This window comes from Herbidospora cretacea (assembly GCF_001570605.1).
Taxonomy (GTDB): Bacteria; Actinomycetota; Actinomycetes; order Streptosporangiales; family Streptosporangiaceae; genus Herbidospora; species Herbidospora cretacea.
The window spans coordinates 42,582-64,113 of the sequence record NZ_BBXG01000018.1; the positions used below are offsets into that span (position 1 = coordinate 42,582).

At 74.8% G+C, this 21,532-nt stretch carries 4 protein-coding genes; all 4 read left to right on the forward strand.

Annotation, left to right across the window (positions count from 1 at the left end; translation table 11 throughout):
• Positions 1 to 122: 122 nt before the first annotated feature.
• The 4 genes from AW270_RS40715 (at position 123) to AW270_RS41475 (ending at position 21,524) form a co-directional block, all read left to right on the forward strand.
• Entirely contained in the window at positions 123 to 2,150 is a 2,028-nt protein-coding gene (locus AW270_RS40715) for a helix-turn-helix transcriptional regulator (RefSeq protein ID WP_245674898.1), read from the forward strand.
• A gap of 92 nt (positions 2,151 to 2,242) precedes the next feature.
• The gene (locus tag AW270_RS41455; RefSeq protein WP_061299239.1) at positions 2,243 to 8,440 is read left to right on the forward strand and encodes a type I polyketide synthase; all 6,198 of its coding nucleotides are present in this window, start codon (positions 2,243 to 2,245) and stop codon (positions 8,438 to 8,440) included.
• 14 nt (positions 8,441 to 8,454) lie between these two features.
• The gene (locus AW270_RS41905; RefSeq protein ID WP_061299240.1) at positions 8,455 to 13,047 is read left to right on the forward strand and encodes a type I polyketide synthase; all 4,593 of its coding nucleotides are present in this window, start codon (positions 8,455 to 8,457) and stop codon (positions 13,045 to 13,047) included.
• 14 nt (positions 13,048 to 13,061) lie between these two features.
• Positions 13,062 to 21,524: a type I polyketide synthase gene (locus AW270_RS41475; RefSeq protein WP_061299241.1), complete on the forward strand. Its 8,463-nt coding sequence runs from the start codon at positions 13,062 to 13,064 to the stop codon at positions 21,522 to 21,524.
• The last annotated feature ends 8 nt before the right edge of the window (positions 21,525 to 21,532 follow it).

Sequence of the window (21,532 nt, forward strand, 5' to 3'; positions counted from 1 at the left end):
CAGACCTCGGACGTGCGGACGACGACGACCGCGCCGATGAAGGGCGTCGGCTTCCTGCGGCCGGGTACTGATAATTCTTCCGGCGGAGCGTCGTTATGGAATTAATGGATCGACCGCTTGATTTGATTCGCAAGGTATTCGCCGACGCGTCCGGCGACGAACAGATGGCGGCGAAAGTATCCGCACTCGTCGATGAATGGCTCGGCCGGAGCCGATTATCGGCGTGGGCGCAATTGCTGCGCGGACGTCCGCACGAGGCGCTGCGGGAAAACCCGGAGCTGGCCGAATCGGCCGGCTGCCTTTATCCGGGCCTCGTGCCCGGCCCGCCCGGCGCCGACGTCGAGGTGACGACGGGGCTGGAGGGCACCCGCGTGCTCGCCGCCTTCTACGCCGGCCACGACGCGGCGGCGGCGGTCGCCCGCGCGGAGCGGGTGCTGCACCTGTGCCCCATGGGCGAGGCCGCCCTGCCCTCCCTCATCGCGGCGCTCACCACGCTCGTGCACGCCGACCGCGCCGACCTGGCCGCCCGGTGGTGCGACCCTCTGCTGGAGCAGACCACGACGCGGTGCGACCCCGCCTGGCTGAGCGTCTTCGCCGCCATCAGGGCCGAGATCGCCATCAGGCAGGGCCGGTTCGCCGACGCCGAACGCTGCGCCAAGGACGCGCTCACCTACGTGCCGAGCGCGTCGTGGGGGGTCGCCCTCGGCCTGCCGCTGGCCGCGATGACCAGCGCCAAGACCGGGCTCGGCAAGCCCGAGGACGCGGCCCGCTACCTGGCCGTCCCGGTGCCGGAGGCGATGTTCCAGACCCCCGTCGCGGCCCACTACCTGACGGCACGCGGCGGCCACCGGCTGGCGGCCGGGCTGGCCGAGGAGGCCCTGGCCGACTTTCTGACCTGCGGCGATCTGCTGCGGCAGTGGGGTCTGGACCTGCCCGGCATCGCCGCCTGGCGCCTCGGCGCCGCCCGCGCGTGCCTCGCCTCCGGCCGTACGCCGGACGCCCGCCGGTATGCCGAGGAGCAACTGGCCCTGCTGGGGCCGGAGCCGACCCGGACCCGGGGGTGCGCACTGCGGCTCCGGGCCGCCGCGCTGCCGCTCGGGGGGCGGCCGGAGGAACTCGAGAAGGCAGTGGAGATCCTCCAGATCGCCCAGGACCCCTACGAACTGGCGCACGCCCTGGCCGACGCGGGGGCGGCCTACGCCGAACTAGGTGACGGGCCCAAGGCACGCTCGGCCGGCCGCCGGGCGAGAGTGCTGGCCCGCTCCTGCCGCGCGGGACTGGGCGAGGGGTCCGTGTTGCGCGGCGGTGGAGCGGTGGACCCGGCGTTCCGGAGCCCGGCGGATCGGTCTTCCCAGGCCGCGGAGGATCGGCGCGTCCACGCTGCGCGAGGTGCGCACGTCGACGATCTGGCGGGTACAGGCTCGTGGAGCGCGGTGGTCCCGGATCTTCAAGACAGGGTGGGTCCAGATCTTCAAGACGCGGTCGTTCTGGATCCCCGAGGCGCGGCGGGTCCGGACCTCCGAGGCGCGGCGGATCCAGACCTCCGAGGTGCGGCGGGTTCGCCTCCCCGAGTGGCGGTGGGCCGAGATTGCAGTGGGGCGGTGGGCCGAGATTGCTGTGGGGCGGTGGGCCGAGATTGCTGTGGGGCGGTGAGGCCAGATCCACAAGGGGCGGTGGGCCCGGATCCACAAGGCGCGGCGGGTTCGGACCCACAAGGCGCGGCGGGTTCGGACCCACAAGGCGCGGCGGGCCCGAACCCCCGAGGTGCGGTGGATCCAGATCACCAAGGCGTGGTCGGTCCGAATCCCCGAGGCGTGGTCGGCTCGGGGATCCAGGGTGCGGGAGGTCCGGGGTCTGGCGGGCGGGCGGATCCGGCTCGCCGGGGTGCGGAGGGTTCGGCTCTTCGGGGTGGGAGGAGTCCGGGTGGCCGTGGGGCGGCTGGTCTGATCGCCCCGAGCGGGCCCGTGTTCGGGGCCGAGTTGAGTGAGGCCGAGCGGCGGGTCGCCACGCTGGCGGCTCAGGGGCAGACGAACCGGCAGATCTCCGGAAATCTTTTCGTCACCGTGAGCACCGTGGAGCAACATCTCACACGCATTTATCGGAAACTCGGGGTGACCCGGCGCGCGGATCTCCCGATATTTCTCGACTGATCTGCTTAGGGGTTTCTAGGGGTACTCCATAGGGGGCCGGTTCGCGAGGCTGGAAACAGCTTCCGAGCCGGTTCGCGTTTATGGAGATTAAAATGAGTCTCGGCGATTCGCCGTCCCAGGAACGAGTCGCGGTCGTCGGGATCGCCTGCCGGTTGCCGCAGGCGCCCGGCCCGGCGGCCTTCTGGGACCTGCTCCGATCGGAACGTTCCGCGATCACCGCCCCGCCCCCCGGCCGCTGGGACGAAGCGCCCGACGCGCCCCTCTTCGGCGGTTTCCTCGACGACGTCGACGGCTTCGACCCCGAGTTCTTCGGCATCTCCCCCCGCGAGGCGGCGGAGATGGACCCCCAGCAGCGACTCGCCCTCGAACTCGCCTGGGAGGCCCTGGAAGACGCCCGCTCGACCCGCGCCCACCCGGGGGCGACGACGCGCGGAGCCGCCGGCGGGCTCTCCACCGGGGTCTTCGTCGGGGCCATCGCCTCCGACTACGCCACCCTGGTGGCCCGGGGCGGGCCCGCCGCCGTCACCCGGCACACCCTCACCGGGCTCAACCGGGGGCTGATCGCCAATCGGGTCTCGCACGCGCTCGGCCTGCGCGGGCCGAGTCTGACGGTCGACTCGGCGCAGTCATCGTCGCTGGTGGCGGTGCACCTGGCGGCCGAGAGCGTGCGGTCGGGGGAGTCGGCCGTCGCCATCGCGGCCGGGGTGCACCTGAACCTCAGCACCGACGGCGCGGTCGCCGCCGGGCGGTTCGGCGCGCTGTCGCCCGACGGCCGGTGCTACACCTTCGACTCCCGCGCCAACGGCTACGTGCGCGGGGAGGGCGGGGTGGCGCTGGTCCTGAAGACGCTCACCCGCGCCCTCGCCGACGGCGACCGGATCTACGCCCTGATCAGCGGCGGCGCGGTCAACAACGACGGGCACACCGCCGGGCTGACCGTCCCCGACCCGGCCGCCCAGGCCGAGGTGATCTCGCTCGCTCTCTCCCGCGCCGGGCTCGGCCCCGAAGAGGTCCAGTACGTCGAACTCCACGGCACCGGCACCAAGGTCGGCGACCCCATCGAGGCCGCGGCGCTCGGCTCGGCCCTCGGCTCCGGGGACCGGGTGCTGCACGTCGGCTCGGTCAAGACCAACGTCGGCCACCTGGAGGGCGCGGCCGGCATCACCGGTCTGCTGAAGACGATCCTCAGCGTGGCCCACCGGGAACTCCCGGCCAGCCTCAACTACGAGAACCCCAACCCCGACATCGCCCTGGACGAACTGGGCCTCCGGGTCTGCACGAGCACCGGCGGCTGGCCACGGCCGGACAGCCCGCTGGTGGCGGGGGTGAGCTCGTTCGGCATGGGCGGCACCAACTGCCACCTCGTCGTCACCGAGCCACCGGCCCTCCCGGTCCCCGAGATCTGGGGGAAGGCGCCGGACGTGCTCCCGTGGGTGCTGTCGGGCGCGAGCGAACAGGCGCTGCGCGAGCAGGCGGCCCGACTGCTGGACCACCTCGACGGGACCGGGGCGGCGTTCGAGGACGTGGCCTACTCGCTGGCGGTGACGCGCAAGGCCTTCCGGCATCGGGCCGTTCTCGTAGGGGATTCGGCTGAGGTCCGCGCCGGGGTGCGGGCGCTGGCCGGTGGCGGGCAGGTCGCCGGGCTCGTGCAGGGGGTGGCCGCGCCTCGGGGGCGGACCGTCTTCGTCTTCCCGGGGCAGGGATCGCAGTGGCCGGGGATGGCCGCCGCGCTGCTGCGGGAGTCGCCCGGGTTCGCGCGGTCGATCGCCGAGTGCGCGGAGGCGCTCGACCCGCACACCGGGTGGTCGCTCGTCGATCTGCTGACCAAGGCCGGTCCGCTGGAGCGGGTGGACGTCGTCCAGCCCGCCCTCTTCGCCGTCATGGTCTCGCTGGCCCGTCTCTGGGAGGCGGCCGGGGTCCGGCCCGACGCGGTCATCGGGCACTCGCAGGGAGAGATCGCCGCCGCGCACATCGCGGGGGCGCTGTCGCTGGCCGACGCCGCCGCCGTCTCGGCGCTGCGGGCCAGGGCCATCGCCGGGATCGCCGGGCACGGCGGGATGGCCTCGGTGCTGCTGCCGGTCGAGCAGGTCGCCGAGCGGATCGCCCGGTGGGGCGAGCGGCTGTCGGTCGCCGCGGTCAACGGGCCCGCTTCGACCGTCGTCTCGGGGGACGCCTCGGCGGTGGGGGAGTTGCTGGAGTCGTACCGGAGCGAAGGGGTCAGGGCCCGGGCGGTGCCGGTGGACTACGCGTCCCATTCGGCGCAGGTCGAGCCTCTTCGGGAACCGCTGACAGGCGAGCTGGCCGGCATCTCGCCCGTGTCGGCACCGGTCGCGTTCTACTCGACGGTCACCGGTGGGCTGCTGGACACGGCCGGGCTCGCGGCCGACTACTGGTACCGGAACCTGCGGCAGCCGGTCGAGTTCGACCGGGCCGTCCGGGCGGCGGTGGCCGACGGGCACGACGTGGTGGTGGAGGCGAGCCCCCACCCGCTGCTCACCGAAGGGGTCCGGCTGGTCGACGGCGACGCGCTGGTCACCGGGACGCTGCGGCGCGACCACGGCGGGGTGCGGAACTTCCTGCTCTCGCTCGGACGGGTGCACGCCGGCGGCGGGACCGTCGACTGGCCCCGGGTGATCGGGCCGGCCCGGGTGGTCGACCTGCCGACCTACGCCTTCCAGCGGCGGCGGCTCTGGCTCGGCTCCACCGAGGTGCCGGGACCTTCCCGGGAGCTGCGGGACCTGCGGGCGGCGGCGGCCAGCGCGGCCCTCGGGCTGGTGCCGGAGCCGCGGGATCTCCGCGCGGCGGTGGCGTCCAGTGCGGCGATCGTCCTGGGGTACGCCTCGGGTGACCAGGTCGATCCGGACGTCACCTTCACCGACCTCGGGTTCGACTCGGCGGCGGCGGTCGAGTTCCAGGCGCGGCTGGCCTCGGCGACCGGGCTGACCCTGCCCGCCTCGCTCGTCTACGACCACCCGACGGTCGGCGCGGTCACCGCCTACCTGTCGGGGGAGCAGCCCACGGAGGACGAGGCCGTGCCGGTGGCGGCGGGCGAGCCCGTCGCGATCGTGGCGATGAGCGGGCGCTGGCCGGGCGGGGCGCGCTCGCCGGAGGAGCTGTGGGAGATCCTCGGCTCCGGCTCGGACGTGATCAGCGAGTTCCCCGTCAACCGGGGCTGGGACCTGGCGGGCCTGCGGACCGGATCGGCCACCGACTCCGGCGGCTTCCTGCACGACGCCGACGAGTTCGACGCCGCGTTCTTCGGGCTCAGCCCGCGCGAGGCGACCGTCATCGACCCGCAGCAGCGCATCCTGCTGGAGTCGGCCTGGGAACTGTACGAACGGGCCGGCCTCGACCCGTCGGCGCAGCGCGGCACCCGGACCGGGGTGTACGTCGGCGTCACCCCCCACGACTACGGCCCCCGCCTGCACGAGATCCCCGACGACCACCAGGGCCACGCCCTCACGGGCACCCTGACCAGCGCGGCGTCGGGGCGGATCGCGTACACGCTCGGTCTGGAAGGGCCCGCCCTCACGGTCGACACGGCCTGCTCCTCCTCGCTGGTGGCCATCCACCTGGCCGTCGAGGCGCTGCGGCGCGGCGAGTGCGACCTGGCGGTCGCGGGCGGGGCCGCCGTCATGTCCAACCCGGGCATGTTCACCGAGTTCAGCCGCCAGGGCGGGCTGGCCCCCGACGGCCGGATCAAGGCCTTCGCCAAGGCCGCCGACGGCACCGCGTGGGCGGAGGGCGCCGGGCTCGTGCTGCTGGAGCCGCTGTCGGCGGCCCGGCGCAACGGGCATCCGGTGCTGGCCGTGGTGCGCGGCAGCGCGGTCAACCAGGACGGCGCCTCCAACGGTTTCACCGCCCCCAGCGGGCCCGCGCAGCAGCGGGTCATCCGCGCCGCGCTCGCCGTCGCCGGGCTCTCCCCCGACGAGGTCGACGCGGTCGAGGCCCACGGCACCGGCACCACCCTCGGCGATCCGATCGAGGCCGGCGCGATCCTGGCGACCTACGGCCGCGACCGGGAGCGTCCCGTGCTGCTGGGTTCCTCCAAGGCGCATCTCGGCCACACCCAGGCCGCCGCCGGGGTGACCGGGCTGGTCTCCATGGTCCAGGCCATCCGCTCGGGCACCCTCCCGCCGACCCTCCACATCGACGAGCCGTCACCCCACGTCGACTGGACGTCCGGCCGGGTCGGCCTGCTCACCGAACCCACCCCGTGGCCGGAGACCGGCCGCCCCCGCCGCGCGGCGGTCTCGTCGTTCGGCATCAGCGGCACCAACGCCCACCTGATCGTCGAACAGGCCCCCGACGACGTCGCGGAACCCGTGACCTCTCCGGAGGTCGTGCCGCTGACCCTGTCGGCCAAGTCGGAGGCCGCGCTCCGGGAGCAGGCGGGCCTGCTGCGCGAGCGGCTGGCCGGGCGTCCCGACATCACCGTGGCCGACGCGGCCCGCACCCTGATCACCGGCCGGGCCCTCCTCACCCACCGGGCCGTCGTCCTGGACGACCACCTCGACGCGCTGAACGCCCTGGCCGCCGGCGACGACCATCCCGCCGTGGTGAGCGGCGTCGCGACCAGGCGGGGCGGGCTGGCGTTCCTGCTCACCGGCCAGGGCAGCCAGCGCGCCGGGATGGGCCGGGAACTGGCCGGGGCGTTCCCCGTCTTCGCCGACGCCCTCGCCGAGGTCGCCGGGCACCTCGACGCCCACCTCGGCCACCCGATCCGCGACGTCATGTTCACCGGCGGCGACGGCCTGCTCGACACCACCGCCTACACCCAGCCCGCCCTGTTCGCCTTCGAGGTCGCCCTCCACGAGCTCGCCGTCTCGTTCGGGCTGCGCCCCACCCACCTCATCGGCCATTCGATCGGCGAGCTCACCGCCGCCCACCTGGCCGGGGTGCTCTCGCTGCCCGACGCCGCCGCCCTGGTCACCGCCCGCGGACGGCTGATGCAGTCGGTGACCGAGACCGGCGCGATGGCGGCCCTGCGCGCCACCGAGAGCGAGCTCGCCGGACTCCTCGGCGACGGCGTGGACGTCGCCGCCGTCAACGGGCCCGACTCGCTGGTCGTCTCGGGCGACCGCGACGCCGTCGGGGCGCTGGTCGCCCGCTGGCGCGCCGAGCGGCGTCAGGCCAAGGAACTCCAGGTCAGCCACGCCTTCCACTCACCCCACATGGACGCGGTCGTGGCCGGGTTCCGCGAGATCGCCGCGGGCGTCTCCTACCACCCGCCGCGCATCCCGGTGATCTCCAACGTCACCGGCCGCCTGGCCACGCCCGAGCAGCTGACCGACCCCGGCTACTGGGCCGGCCACATCCGCCGCGCGGTCCGCTTCCACGACGGCATCACCACCCTGCGGGACCTCGGCGTGACCGACTTCGTGGAGATCGGCCCCGGCGGCGCGCTGACCTCGCTCGTGGAGGAGGGCGCGGTCGCCGCCGCGCGGGGAGGACGCCCCGAACCGGACGCCTTCCGCGCCGCCCTCGCCACCCTGCACACCACCGGCGTCCCGGTCGACTGGCGGCCCGGCGAGGCGGGGCCGCACACCCCCGCCGACCTGCCGACCTACCCGTTCCAGCGCCGCCGCTTCTGGCTGACCGGCCCGGCCCGCCAGACCCTGAGCGGGGTGGTGGAGCTGGCCGACGGGTCGGGCGCGGTCCTGACCGGCAGGCTGCCCGAGGCCACCGAGGCCGCGTTCGCCGACCTTGCCGAGCGCGCCGCCCAGGAGATCGGCGGGCTGCGGCTGGCGGAGCTGACCGTGGAGGGCCCGGTCGTGGCCGGCGCGGTCGACGTCCAGATCCTGGTGGCGGCGGGCGAGGGGCGGCGGGCCATCGGCGTGCACGTCCGGCCGGCCGGTTCGGGGTCCTGGACCCGGCACGCCACCGGCGCGTTCGAGCCGGTGGAGGAAGCCGCGCCCGCGACGCCGCCGGAGGAGCTGGGCGACCTGCTCGACCTGGTCAGGCGCACAGGGGCCGCCGTGCTCGGGCACGCCGACGTGGAGGCGGTGCCGCCCGACCGGGGGTTCCTGGACGGCGAGTTCGACTCGCTCAGCAGCGTCGAGCTGCGCAACCGGCTCGACCGGATCACCGGCCTGCGGCTGCCCTCGACGGTGGTCTTCGACCATCCCACGCCGCTGGCGCTCGCCGCGTACCTGCGGGAACGGCTGTTCCCCGCCGAGCCGGAGGCGGCGCCGGAACCCGACCTCGACCTCGAGCTCGGTCTCGACCTCGACAGCGCCACCAACGACGAGCTCTTCGAGCTCATCGACAACGAACTGCGTCTTTCGTGAGGGGCACTCAGTCCATGGCAGACGAAGAGAAGCTGCGCACCTACCTGACCCGGGTGACCCACCAGCTCCGGCAGACCCGGCAACGGCTGGAGGAGGTCGAGTCGGCCGCCCGTGAGCCGATCGCGATCGTCGGCATGGCCTGCCGCCTGCCGGGCGGGGCCGCCTCACCGGCGGAGCTGTGGGACCTGGTCGCCGGGGAGCGCGACGCCATCGGCCCGTTCCCCGCCGACCGGGGCTGGGATCTCGACGGCCTGTACGACCCCGACCCCGCCACCAGCGGCGCGACCTACGTCCGGGAGGGCGGCTTCCTCTACGACGCCGCCGACTTCGACGCGGAGTTCTTCGGCGTCTCCCCGAGGGAGGCGCTGGCCGCCGACCCGCAGCAGCGCATCCTGCTGGAGACCGCGTGGGAGGCCCTGGAGGACGCCCGCATCGACCCGACGTCGCTGCGCGGCACCGACGTCGGCGTCTTCGCCGGGGTCATCTCCCAGGAGTACGGCCCGAGCCTGCACCACCGCCCCGACCGCGACACCGACGGCTACGTGCTGACCGGCACCACCACCAGCGTGGCGTCGGGCCGGATCGCCTACACCTTCGGCTTCGAGGGCCCGGCCGTGACGGTCGACACGGCGTGCTCGGCGTCGCTGGTCGCGCTGCACCTGGCGGTCCAGTCGCTGCGGCTCGGCGAGTGCTCGCTGGCGCTGGCGGGCGGCGCGACCGTGCTGGCCGCCCCCGGCATGTTCATCGAGTTCGCCCGCCAGCGCGGCCTGGCCCCCGACGGCCGGATCAAGGCCTTCGCCAAGGCCGCCGACGGCACCGCGTGGGCCGAGGGCGCGGGTCTCGTCGCGCTGGAACGCCTCTCCGACGCCCGGCGTCACGGCCACCGGGTGCTGGCCGTGCTGCGCGGCAGCGCCGTCAACCAGGACGGCCGCAGCAGCCAGCTCACCGCCCCGAACGGCACCTCCCAGCAGCGCGTCATCAGGAAGGCGCTCGACTCGGCCGGGCTCAAGCCCCACGAGGTCGGCCTGATGGAGGCCCACGGCACCGGCACCACCCTCGGCGACCCCGTCGAGGCCCACGCCCTGCTCGCCGTCTACGGGCAGCACCGCCTCTCGGGCCACCCGCTGTTCCTGGGCTCGCTGAAGTCGAACATCGGCCACTCCCAGGCCGCCGCCGGGGTCCTCGGCGTGATCAAGGTGGTGGAGTCGATCCGGCGCGGCGTGCTCCCCAAGACCCTGCACGTCGACGAGCCCTCGCCCTACGTCGACTGGTCGGCGGGCTCGGTGGAACTGCTGACCGAGGCCCGGCCCTGGCCGGAGAACGAGGTCCGGCGGGGAGCGGTGTCCGCGTTCGGCGTCAGCGGCACCAACGCCCACGTCATCGTCGAACAGGCCCCCGCCGAGGACGCCGAGGAGAGGACGCCCGCCTCGGGCGCGGCCCCCTGGGTGCTGTCGGCCAGGAACGCGGCGGGCCTGCGCGGCCAGGCGGCCCGGCTGGCCGACTTCGCCGCGACCGGCGCGGCCCCCGCCGACGTGGCGTTCTCGCTGGCCACCACCCGCGCCCTGCTCGACGAGCGGGCCGTCGTGGTCGGCGACCTCGACGCGGGCCTGCGGGCGCTGGCGGCGGGCGAGCCGTCGCCGTGGGTGGCCACCGGCCGGGCGGGCCGGGGCCTGGCCTACCTGTTCACCGGCCAGGGCAGCCAGCGCGAGGGCATGGGCCGGGACCTGTACGACCGTTTCCCGGTGTTCGCCGAGGCCTTCGACGCGGCGTCGTCGGAACAGGTGAAAGTGGTGGTGTTCGGGAACGCCCCCGCCGGTGCGGATGCTGATGCCGCTGGAGGTTCGGGTGGCGGTGCAGGTTCCAGCGTGGGTGCTGGCGCGGATCCTCATGCGGGTGCGGGTGGTCGGTTGGCCCATGGCGGGCGGTTGGATCAGACGTTCTTCACTCAGTCCGGACTTTTCGCGTTACAGGTGGCCCTGTTCCGGCTGCTGGAGTCATGGGGGGTTCGGCCCGACTACGTGGCGGGGCACTCCATCGGTGAGCTGGCGGCGGCGCATGTGGCCGGGGTGTGGTCGCTGGAGGACGCGGCCAAGGTCGTGGAGGCGCGCGGGCGGTTGATGCAGGCGCTGCCCGGCGGTGGCGCGATGGCGGCGGTCGAGGGCACCGAGGCGGAGATCCCCGGAACCGTCGAGATCGCCGCGATCAACGGTCCGTCGTCGATCGTGGTCACCGGGGAGGAGGATGCGGTCGAGGCGGTGGTCGCCGACTTCGCCGCTCGTGGGCGGCGGGTCAAGCGGCTCACCGTGAGCCATGCCTTCCACTCGGCTCGGCTGGAGCCGATGCTGGCCGAATACCGGCAGGTGCTCGAAACGGTCACCTTCCACGAACCCCGCATCCCGCTGGTGTCCACCCTCACCGGCCGGATCAGCGACGTCACCACGCCGGACTACTGGGTCCGCCAGGTCCGGGAGCCGGTCCGGTTCGCCGATGCGGTGACCACCCTGGATTCGGCCGGAGTCACGACCTTTCTGGAGCTCGGCCCCGACGCGGTGCTGTCGGCGCTGGTCCCCGACGGGCGCACCGCCGTCCCGCTGCTGCGTAAGGACCGGCCCGAAGAGGTCACCGCGCTGCTCGCGCTGGGTCAGGCCCACATCCACGGCAAGCAGGTCGACTGGACCGCCGTCATGCCCGGTGCGCGGCCGATCGACCTGCCCACCTACGCCTTCCAGCGCGAACGCTACTGGCTCGACGCCACCAAGCCGGTCGGCCAGACCCGGGCGGTCGACGACTGGCGGCACCAGATCGTCTGGCGCCGCCTCCCCGACCCCGGCCACACCGCGCTGTCGGGGAAGTGGCTGGTGGTCGTACCGGAAGGGGTGGAGAGCGGCGCCGCCGAGGCGGCGCTGACCGCAAGAGGGGCGCGGGCCGCCCGGCTGACCGTCTTCTCCGACGACCGGGACAAACTTGCCGCCGAACTCGCCCAGGCCGGGCCGGTCGACGGGATCCTGTCCCTGCTGGCCTGGTCGGACGTGGACGCGGACGAGGTCGTGCCCTGGTCGTACCGGGCGAATCTGGCCCTGCTCCAGGCCGCGCCGGACGCGCCCGTCTGGTACGCGACCAGGAACGCCGTCTCGACCGGCCCCGGCGACACCGCGCCCGACCCGGCGCAGGCGCTGCTGTGGGGCCTGGGCACGATCGCCGCCGTCGAACGCCCCGAACGCTGGGGCGGCCTCGTCGACCTCCCGGGCGACGGCCACTGGGACGACCTGGCCGACGCGCTCGCCGGGACCGAACACGAGATCGCCGTGCGCGCATCGGGACGGCACGCCCGGCGGCTGGTCCGCAGCTCCCCGCCCGCCGGGAAGACGTGGACGACCGGGGGGACCGTGCTGGTCACCGGCGGCGCCGGCGCGATCGGCGGCCACGTCGCCGCCTGGCTGGCCGGACGCGGCGTGCGGGACCTGCTGCTCGTCGGCCGGCGCGGCGAGAACGCCCCCGGGGCCGACGCGCTCCGCGACCGCCTGACCGAACTCGGCGCGCGGGTCACCTTCGCCGCCGCCGACGTCGGCGACCGGGCCGCGCTCGAACGGGTGCTGGCGGACATCCCGGCCGACCGGCCGCTGACCGCCGTCTTCCACGCCGCCGCCGACCTCGACGACGGCCTGATCGACACGCTCACCCCCGAACGGGCGCAGCGGGTCCTGCGGGTGAAGGCGGGCGGCGCGCGCCACCTGGACGAGCTCACCCGCGACCTCGACCTGACCGCGTTCGTGCTGTTCTCCTCGGTCTCCGGCGTCTGCGGCCTGCCCGGCCAGGCCAACTACGCGCCCGGCAACGCCTACCTCGACGCGCTGGCCGCCCGCCGCCGCGCCGAGGGGCTGCCCGCCACCGCCGTCGCCTGGGGCCGCTGGGCCGGCAAGGGCCTGGTCGACTCCGCCACCGCCAAGACCCTTTCCCGGTACGGCCTGCGCGGCATGGCCCCCGAGTCCGCGGTCACCGCCCTCGGCCTTGCCCTCGACCGCAACGAGACCGCCGTCGTCGTGGCCGACGTCGACTGGCCCACCCTGTTCCAGAACCGCCCGCGCGCCCTCGCCTCGGAGTTCCTGGAAGCGGCCCCGGAGGCCCCCGCCCAGCTGGACGAGGTGACCGCCAAGAGCCTGCTGCGGCTGGTCCGCACCCAGGCCGCGGCGGTGCAGGCCCGCTCCTCCGCCGACGCCGTCGAACCCCGGTCGCGCTTCCGCGACCAGGGCTTCGACTCGCTGACCTCGGTCGAACTGCGCAACCGGCTGGCCGCCGCGACCGGCCTGACCCTGCCCCCGTCCATCGTGTACGACCACCCGACCCCCGAGGCCGTCGCCGCCTACCTGCTCACCGAGCTCAACCCGGCCGAGCGTACCCCGACGATCGCGACCGTGCTCGACCGCCTCGACGCGCTCGAACACGTGCTGGCCACCGCCGAGCTCACCGGCCAGGACCGGGAGGCCGCCGCCGTCCGGCTGCGCCGCCTGTCCACCGCCTGGGACGACCGGCCCGACCGGCCCGACCTGGCCGCGGCCGACGACGACGAGCTCGTCGACTTCATCACCCGGACCCTCGGCATCTCCTGAGAGGCACGTCGAACATGAGTGACGACCAGATCCGGCATCTGCTCAAGCGGGTCTCGGCCGAGCTGCACGAGACCAGACGGCAGCTCGTGCGGTTCCGCGAGCCGATCGCGGTCATCGGCATGGCCTGCCGCCTTCCCGGCGGCGTGCGGTCGCCGGAGGACCTGTGGGAGCTCGTCTCCGCCGAGCGCGACGCCGTCGGAGAGTTCCCCGCCGACCGGGGCTGGGACCTCGACGCCCTGTACGACCCCGACCCCGACCGCCCCGGCACCACCTACACCCGCCACGGCGGCTTCCTCGACGACGTGGCCGGTTTCGACGCCGAGTTCTTCGGCATCTCCCCGCGTGAGGCGCTGGCGACCGACCCGCAGCACCGGCTGCTGCTGGAGACCGCGTGGGAGGCGCTGGAGCGGGCCGGGGTCGACGTGCACACCCTGCGCGGCACCCGGACCGGCGTCTTCGCGGGGATGAACGGCCAGGACTACGCGGCCCGGCTGCCCGGCGTCCCGGCCGCCGTCGACGGCTACCTCAGCATCGGCACCGCGATGAGCGTCGCGTCGGGCCGCGTCGCCTACACCTTCGGTTTCGAGGGCCCGGCCGTGACGGTCGACACGGCCTGCTCGTCGTCGCTGGTGGCGCTGCACCTGGCGGTCCAGTCGCTGCGGTCGGGCGAGTCGGACCTCGCGCTGGCCGGCGGGGTGACCGTGATGACCTCGCCGGTCGGGTTCGTGGAGTTCTCCCGGCAGCGCGGCCTGGCCCCCGACGGCCGGGTCAAGGCGTTCGCGCGCGGCGCCGACGGCACCGGCTGGGCCGAGGGCGCCGGGTTCCTGCTGGTCGAACGCCTCTCCGACGCCCAGCGCCTCGGCCACGACGTGCTGGCCGTGATCACCGGCACTGCGGTGAACCAGGACGGCGCGTCCAACGGCCTGACCGCCCCCAACGGCCCCGCCCAGCGGGCCGTCATCCAGAGCGCCCTGGCCGCAGCGGGGCTCTCGGGCGCCGACGTCGACCTGCTGGAGGCCCACGGCACCGGCACGACCCTCGGCGACCCGATCGAGGCCCACGCTCTGCTCGGGACATACGGCCAGAACCGCGAGCGCCCGCTGTGGCTCGGCTCGGTCAAGTCGAACATCGGCCACACCCAGGCCGCCGCCGGGGTCGCCGGGGTCATCAAGGTGATCGAGTCGATCCGCCACGGCGTCCTGCCCAGGACCCTGCACGTCGACGAGCCGTCACCCTACGTCGACTGGTCGGCGGGCTCGGTCGAACTCCTCACCGAGGCCCGTCCCTGGCCCGAGACGGAGGTCCGCAGAGCGGGCGTGTCGGCCTTCGGCGTGAGCGGCACCAACGCCCACGTCATCGTCGAGTCCGCCCCACCGCCGACGGACCCGGCCAGAACCCCAGCGGCAGCCCCGGCCGGGGCCGCCGCGCTGGACCTGGCCGGAAAGGCAGCCGTGTCGTGGCCGGTGCCGCTGGTGGTCTCGGCCCGCACCCCGGCCGCGCTCCGCGCCCAGGCGGCGCAGCTCGCCGACCACCTCGGCACCGCGGACCTCAAGGACATCGCCCACTCCTTGGCCACCGGCCGGGCCCTGCTCGACGAACGCGCCGTGGTCGTCGGCGACCCGGAGGCGGGCCTGCGCGCCCTCGCCGCAGGCGAGCCTTCACCGCACGTGGTCCGGGGCGTCGCCGGAGGCGAACTCGCCTACCTGTTCACCGGCCAAGGCAGCCAGCGCGAGGGCATGGGCCGGGACCTGTACGACCGTTTCCCGGTGTTCGCCGAGGCCTTCGACGCGGCGTCGTCGGAACAGGTGAAAGAGGTGGTGTTCGGGAACGCCCCCGCCGATGCCGATGCGAGCGCCGGTGGCCGTTCGGGCGGCGGTGCAGGTTCCGGTGTGGGTACCGGCGCGGATGCTCACGTGGGTGCGGGTGGTCGGTTGGCCCATGGCGGGCGGTTGGATCAGACGTTCTTCACTCAGTCCGGACTTTTCGCGTTACAGGTGGCCCTGTTCCGGCTGCTGGAGTCGTGGGGGGTTCGGCCCGACTACGTGGCGGGGCACTCCATCGGTGAACTCGCGGCGGCGCATGTGGCCGGGGTGTGGTCGCTCGAAGACGCGGCCAAGGTCGTGGAGGCGCGCGGGCGGTTGATGCAGGCGCTGCCCGGCGGTGGGGCGATGGCGGCGCTGGAGGCGGTCGAAGCCGAGGTGCCCGCCGGGGTGGAGATCGCGGCGATCAACGGGCCGTCGTCGCTGGTCGTCACGGGTGACGAGGATGCCGTTGAGGCGGTGGTCGCCGACTTCGCGGGTCGGGGGCGGCGGGTCAAGCGGCTCACCGTGAGTCACGCTTTCCACTCCGCCCGGCTGGAGCCGATGCTGGCCGAATACCGGCAGGTGCTCGAAACGGTCACCTTCCACGAGCCGCGCATCCCGCTGGTCTCGACGCTGACCGGACAGGTCAGCGACGTCACCACGCCCGACTACTGGGTCCGGCAGGTGCGGGAAACCGTCAGGTTCGCCGACGCGGTCGCCACGCTGGATTCGTTCGGAGTCACGACATTTCTGGAGCTCGGCCCCGACGCGGTGCTGTCGGCGCTGGTCCCCGATGGGCACACCGCCGTCCCGCTGCTGCGTAAGGACCGGCCCGAAGAGGTCACCGCTTTGCTCGCGCTCGGCCAGGCCCACATCCACGGCAAGCCCGTCGACTGGGCTCGGGTCATCCCGGGCGGACGCCGGACCGACCTGCCCACCTACCCGTTCCAGCGGGAGCGTTACTGGCTCGACCTCCCCGACGAGCCCGCCACCGGCCCGGTACACCTCGCCGACGGGCGGTTCGTGCACACGGTCCGGCTGGCCGTGCGCACCCATCCCTGGCTCGCCGACCACGTCATCGCGGGTGCGACGGTCGTGCCGGGCACGGCGCTGCTGGACCTCGCGCTGCGCGCCGGGGGCGACCTGGACGAGCTGGTGATCGAGGCCCCCGTGGTCATCACCGGCGACGCGACCGCCGAGATCCAGATCGTCGTGGACGGCGACGACATCAGCGTCCACTCCCGGATCGGCGACGGCGAATGGACCAGGAACGCGACCGGCCGGGCGGCCGGCGCAGACCTGCCGCCCGCGCCGCCGCCGGCCGCCTGGCCGCCGCCGGGGGCGGAACCGCTCGACACGGCGGGCCTGTACGAGCTGCTCGCCGAGGTCGGGCTCGAATACGGCCCCGCCTTTCAGGGCGTCACCGACGCCTGGCGCGACGGCGAGACCATCCACGCGGAGGTGACGCTCCAGGAGGCCGAACGGGGCGACGCGGCCACGTTCACCGTGCATCCCGCGCTGCTCGACTCGGCGCTGCACCTCGCGGCCGACCCGGCCCGGCTGCTGCTGCCCTTCGCGTGGCGGGGGGTGCGCCACCACTCCTCCGGCGCGACCACGGCCCGGGTCCGGCTGGCCCCGGTGGGCCCCGAGCGGTGGTCGGTCGACCTGACCGACGACGCGGGCACGCCGGTCCTGTCGGTCGAGGCGCTCGACTCGCGGGCGATCGACCCCGCCGCGCTGCGTACCGCCGCCCTGCACCGGGTCGAGTGGGTCGAGAGCGACGCCGTGCCGGAGGCGCCGGGTGTCGTGATCGACGTCCCGGCGGCGGGCGACGACTGGCACGACCTGGTCAACCGGGTCCTCGCCGACCTGCGGGACGCGCAGGGGCCGGTGCTGGTGAAGGTCCGCGACGCCGTGGCGGTGCTGCCGGGCGAGACGGCCGACCCCCGGGCCGCCGCCGTGTGGGGGCTGGTCCGGGCGGCGCAGGCCGAACAGCCCGACCGGTTCACGCTGGCCGACGGCGACGTCGAAAGCGTCCCCGCCGGGGAGCCGGTGTTCGCGGTCCGCGACGGCCGGACCTACGTCCCCCGCCTGAAGCGGATCGACCCGCACGACGCGCCCCCGCCGCTCGACCCCGAGGGAACCGTGCTGGTCACCGGCGGGACCGGCGGGCTCGGCAGGATCCTGGCCCGCCACCTGGTGACCCGGCACGGCGTCCGCCACCTCGTCCTGACCAGCCGCCGGGGCGAGCAGGCGCCGGGCGCGCCGGAGCTGCGGGAGGAGCTGACCGCGCTGGGCGCCCGGGTCGACATCGTCGCGGGCGACGTCGCCGACCGGGCGTTCCTGACCGGCGTCCTGGCCGGGATCCCCGCGCTGACCGGCGTGATCCACACGGCCGGGGTCGTGGACGACGGCGTCCTGGCGGCCCTCACCCCCGAGCGGGTGTCGGCGGTGCTGCGGCCCAAGGCCGACGCCGCCCGGCACCTGCACGAACTCACCTGCGACCGCGACCTGGCCTGGTTCGTGCTCTACTCGTCCGTCTCGGGTGTGCTGGGCAACGCGGGCCAGGCCAGCTACGCGGCGGCCAACGCCTACCTCGACGGGCTGGCCGTCCACCGCCGTGCCCTCGGCCTGCCCGGGGTCTCGCTGGCCTGGGGGCTCTGGGCGGAGCAGACCGGCATCACCGCCCACCTGCGGCAGGCCGACCTCGCGCGGGCCGCCAGGAACGGGGTCCGGCCGCTGGCCACCGACGCCGCGCTGGAGCTGTTCGACGCGGCGCTCGGCGCCGGGGACCCGGTAATCGTCCCGGGCGTGCTCGACCTGCGGCCCAAGCCGGTACGCCGGGCGAGCGCCGCCAAGGCCGAGGGGCTGGCCACGCTCGGCGAGGAGGCCCGCGCCGAGGTGCTGCTGACCATCGTCAGGACCGAGGCGGGGGCCGTGCTCGGCACCGGAACCGTGCCCGCCGGGCGGGCCTTCGGCGACCTCGGGCTCGACTCGCTGATGTCGGTCGAGCTGCGCAACCGGCTCGGCGCGGCCACCGGCCTGACGCTGCCGGCCACCCTCATGTTCGACCACCCGACCGCCGCCGCCGTCGCCTCCCACCTGGGCACCCTGTTCCGGCCCGCGCCGTCCCGCCCGGCCCCGGCGCGCGTCTCCCAGCACGTGGACGACGACGCCATCGCCATCGTCGGCATGGCCTGCCGCCTCCCCGGCGGCGTCGCGGGCCCCGACGACCTGTGGAGACTGGTCGAGTCGGGCGGCGACGCCGTGTCCGGCTTCCCCGACAACCGGGGCTGGGACATCGAGTCCCTGTACGACCCCGACCCGGCCAAACCCGGCACCACGTACACGACCTCGGGCGGGTTCCTGCACGACGCCGGCGAGTTCGACGCCGGGTTCTTCGGCATCTCCCCGCGTGAGGCGCTGGCGACCGACCCGCAGCAGCGGCTCCTGCTGGAGACGGCGTGGGAGGCGTTCGAGCACGCCGGGATCGACCCGGTGGCGCTGCGCGGCAGCCGTACCGGCGTGTTCGCCGGGGTCATGTACCACGACTACGCGCCCAAGATCGGCGAGGCGCCCGCGCCGCTGGAGGGATACCTGGCCAACGGCAACGCGGGCAGCGTCGCGTCCGGCCGGATCTCCTACGCCTTCGGCTTCGAGGGCCCGGCCGTCACCGTCGACACGGCCTGCTCGTCGTCGCTGGTCGCGCTGCACCTGGCGGCGCAGTCGCTCAGGACCGGCGAGTCGGACCTCGCGCTCGCGGGCGGCGTCGCGGTGATGGCCACCCCGTCGGTGTTCGTCGAGTTCTCCCGCCAGCGCGGCCTGGCCACCGACGGCCGCTGCAAGGCCTACGCGGCGGCGGCCGACGGCACCGGCTGGGCCGAGGGCGCGACCCTGCTCCTGGTCGAACGCCTTTCCGACGCCCGCCGCCTGGGCCACGAGGTGCTGGCCGTGGTCCGCGGCACCGCCGTCAACCAGGACGGCGCGTCCAACGGCCTGACCGCCCCCAACGGCCCGTCGCAGCAGCGGGTGATCCGGCAGGCGCTCGCCAACGCCGGGCTGACCCCGCAGGACGTCGACGTCGTCGAGGGCCACGGCACCGGCACCACCCTCGGCGACCCCATCGAGGCGCAGGCCCTGATCGCCGTCTACGGCCAGGACCGGCCCGGCGACCCGCTCTGGCTCGGCTCGCTCAAGTCGAACATCGGCCACACCCAGGCGGCGGCGGGCGCGGCCGGCGTGATCAAGATGGTCCAGGCGATGCGCCACGGCGTCCTGCCGCGGACCCTGCACGTCGACGAGCCCACCCCCCACGTCGACTGGTCGGCCGGATCGGTCCGGCTGCTCACCGAGCCCCGCGAGTGGCGGCCCGACCGCCCCCGCCGCGCGGCCGTCTCGTCCTTCGGCGTCAGCGGCACCAACGCCCACGTCGTCATCGAGGAACCTCCGACCGCACGACCCGACGAAGAGGCCCCCAGGACCGCCCGCGCCCCCGAGGGGGATCGCCCCGCAGAGGGAGCGCCCACGATCGTCGTGGCGCGGAAAACGGGCCGCCCCGGCCCGGAAACGGACCGCCCCGCCGAAACGGATCCCTCCGGCGAGGAGACGGACCGCCCGGGCGCGGCAACGGACCGCCCCGCCGCAACGGATCTTTCCGGCGAGGAGACGGACCGCCCGGGCGACGAAGCGGATCGCCCTGGCTCGGCAACGCACCGCCCCGGCGAGGAGACGCACCGCCCCGGCGAGGAGACGCACCGCCCCGGCGAGGAGACGCACCGCCCCGGCGAGGAGACGCACCGCCCCGGCGAGGAGACGCACCGCCCCGGCGAGGAGACGGACCGTCCCGGGGAGGAGACCTCGCCTCCGGCGCGGTCCGCGCGGCCGGTCGTCTGGCCGATCTCCGCGCGAACCCCTGAGGCGCTCGCCGGGCAGGCCGCCCGGTTCGCCGGGCTCGCCGGCAATCCCCACGTCGACCCCGCCGACGTCGGCTTCTCGCTGGTCACCACCCGGGCCGCTCTGGAGCACCGGGCCGTGGTCGTCGCCGACGGCACGGCCGGGTTCGCCGAAGGGGTCGGCGCGCTGGCCGGCGGGGTGTCGTCCAAGCGGGTGGTCCGGGGCGTCGCCGACGCCGAGGGCAAGGTCGTCTTCGTCTTCCCCGGTCAGGGGTCGCAGTGGGCCGGGATGGCGGCCGGGCTGCTGGAGGAGTCGCCCGTGTTCGCGGCCAGGCTGGCCGAGTGCGGGCGGGCGCTCGCGCCGTATGTGGACTGGAAGCCCGAGGACCACCTGCGCGCCGGGACCGGGCTCGACCGGGTCGACGTGGTCCAGCCGCTGCTCTGGGCGGTCATGGTCGCGCTGGCCGCCCTCTGGGAGTCGCACGGCGTGAAGCCGGACGCGGTCGTCGGGCACAGCCAGGGCGAGATCGCGGCGGCCGCCGTCGCGGGCCTGCTCAGCCTGGACGACGCCGCCCGCGTGGTGGCGCTGCGCAGCCGGGCCATCCTCGCCCTCGCGGGCACCGGCGCGATGGCCTCCATCGCTCTGACCCCGGAAGAGGTCGAGCGGAACCTCCCCGGCGGCGTCTCGATCGCGGCCGTCAACGGCCCGGCCCAGGTGGTGGTCTCCGGCGACCCGGACGCCGTCGGGAAGCTGGTGGAGACGCTGAAGGAGCGGGACGTCCGGGCCCGGCTGATCCCCGTCGACTACGCCTCCCATTCGGCCCACGTCGAGCGGGTCGAAGCGGAGATCCGGGCCGACCTGGCCGATGTCGTACCAGCGGAGGGCCGGGTGCCGCTCTTCTCGACCGTCACCGGCGACTGGCTCGGCGACACCCCCGTGGACGCCGACTACTGGTACACCAACCTGCGCGAACGGGTCCTCTTCCACGAGGCGATCGAGCGCCTCGACGGCCAGGGCTACGGGGTGTTCGTCGAGATCAGCCCGCATCCCGTGCTGACCGCCGCGATCGAGGAGGCGGTCCGGGGCCCGGTGGTGGCCGGGACCCTCCGCCGCGACCAGGGCGGGCCCGAGCGGTTCCTCACCTCGCTGGCCGAGCTGCATGTCAGGGGCGTCCCGGTCGACTGGCTGCCGCTCTTCCCGGGGGCCCGCCGGGTGGCGCTGCCCACCTACGCGTTCCACCGCCGCCGATTCTGGCTCGACCAGACGCCGTCAGGGCCGCGTACGGAAGAGACGACCGCCCCCGAACCGGTGACGCGCTCGCTCGCCGACCTGACCGGAGCCGATCTCGACGCCGCCGTGCTCGCCCTGGTCAGGGCCGAGTCGGCGATCGTGCTCGGGCACGACGACGCCGGCGCGGTCGAACTCGGGCGGCCCTACCGCGACGTCGGGCTCGACTCGCTGACCGCCGTCGACCTGCGCAACCGGCTCAACACGGCGACCGGGCTGCAACTGCCGCCCACGCTCGTCTTCGACCATCCGACCCCCGCGGCCATCGCCGCCTACCTCAAGGACGAGCTGTCCGGGGCGGCCGTCCGGTTCCCGAACGCCGGACCCGCGCTCGACTACCTGGAGACCGCGCTCGCCGCCGGCCCGGAACCCGACCTGATCGCCCGGATGCGACGGCTGCTCGACCAGTGGGACACCGGTCCCGGGACGACGGTCGACCTCGACTCCGCCACCGACGAGGAGCTGTTCCGGCTCCTCGACCACGACCCGCTTTAGGAGCGTTC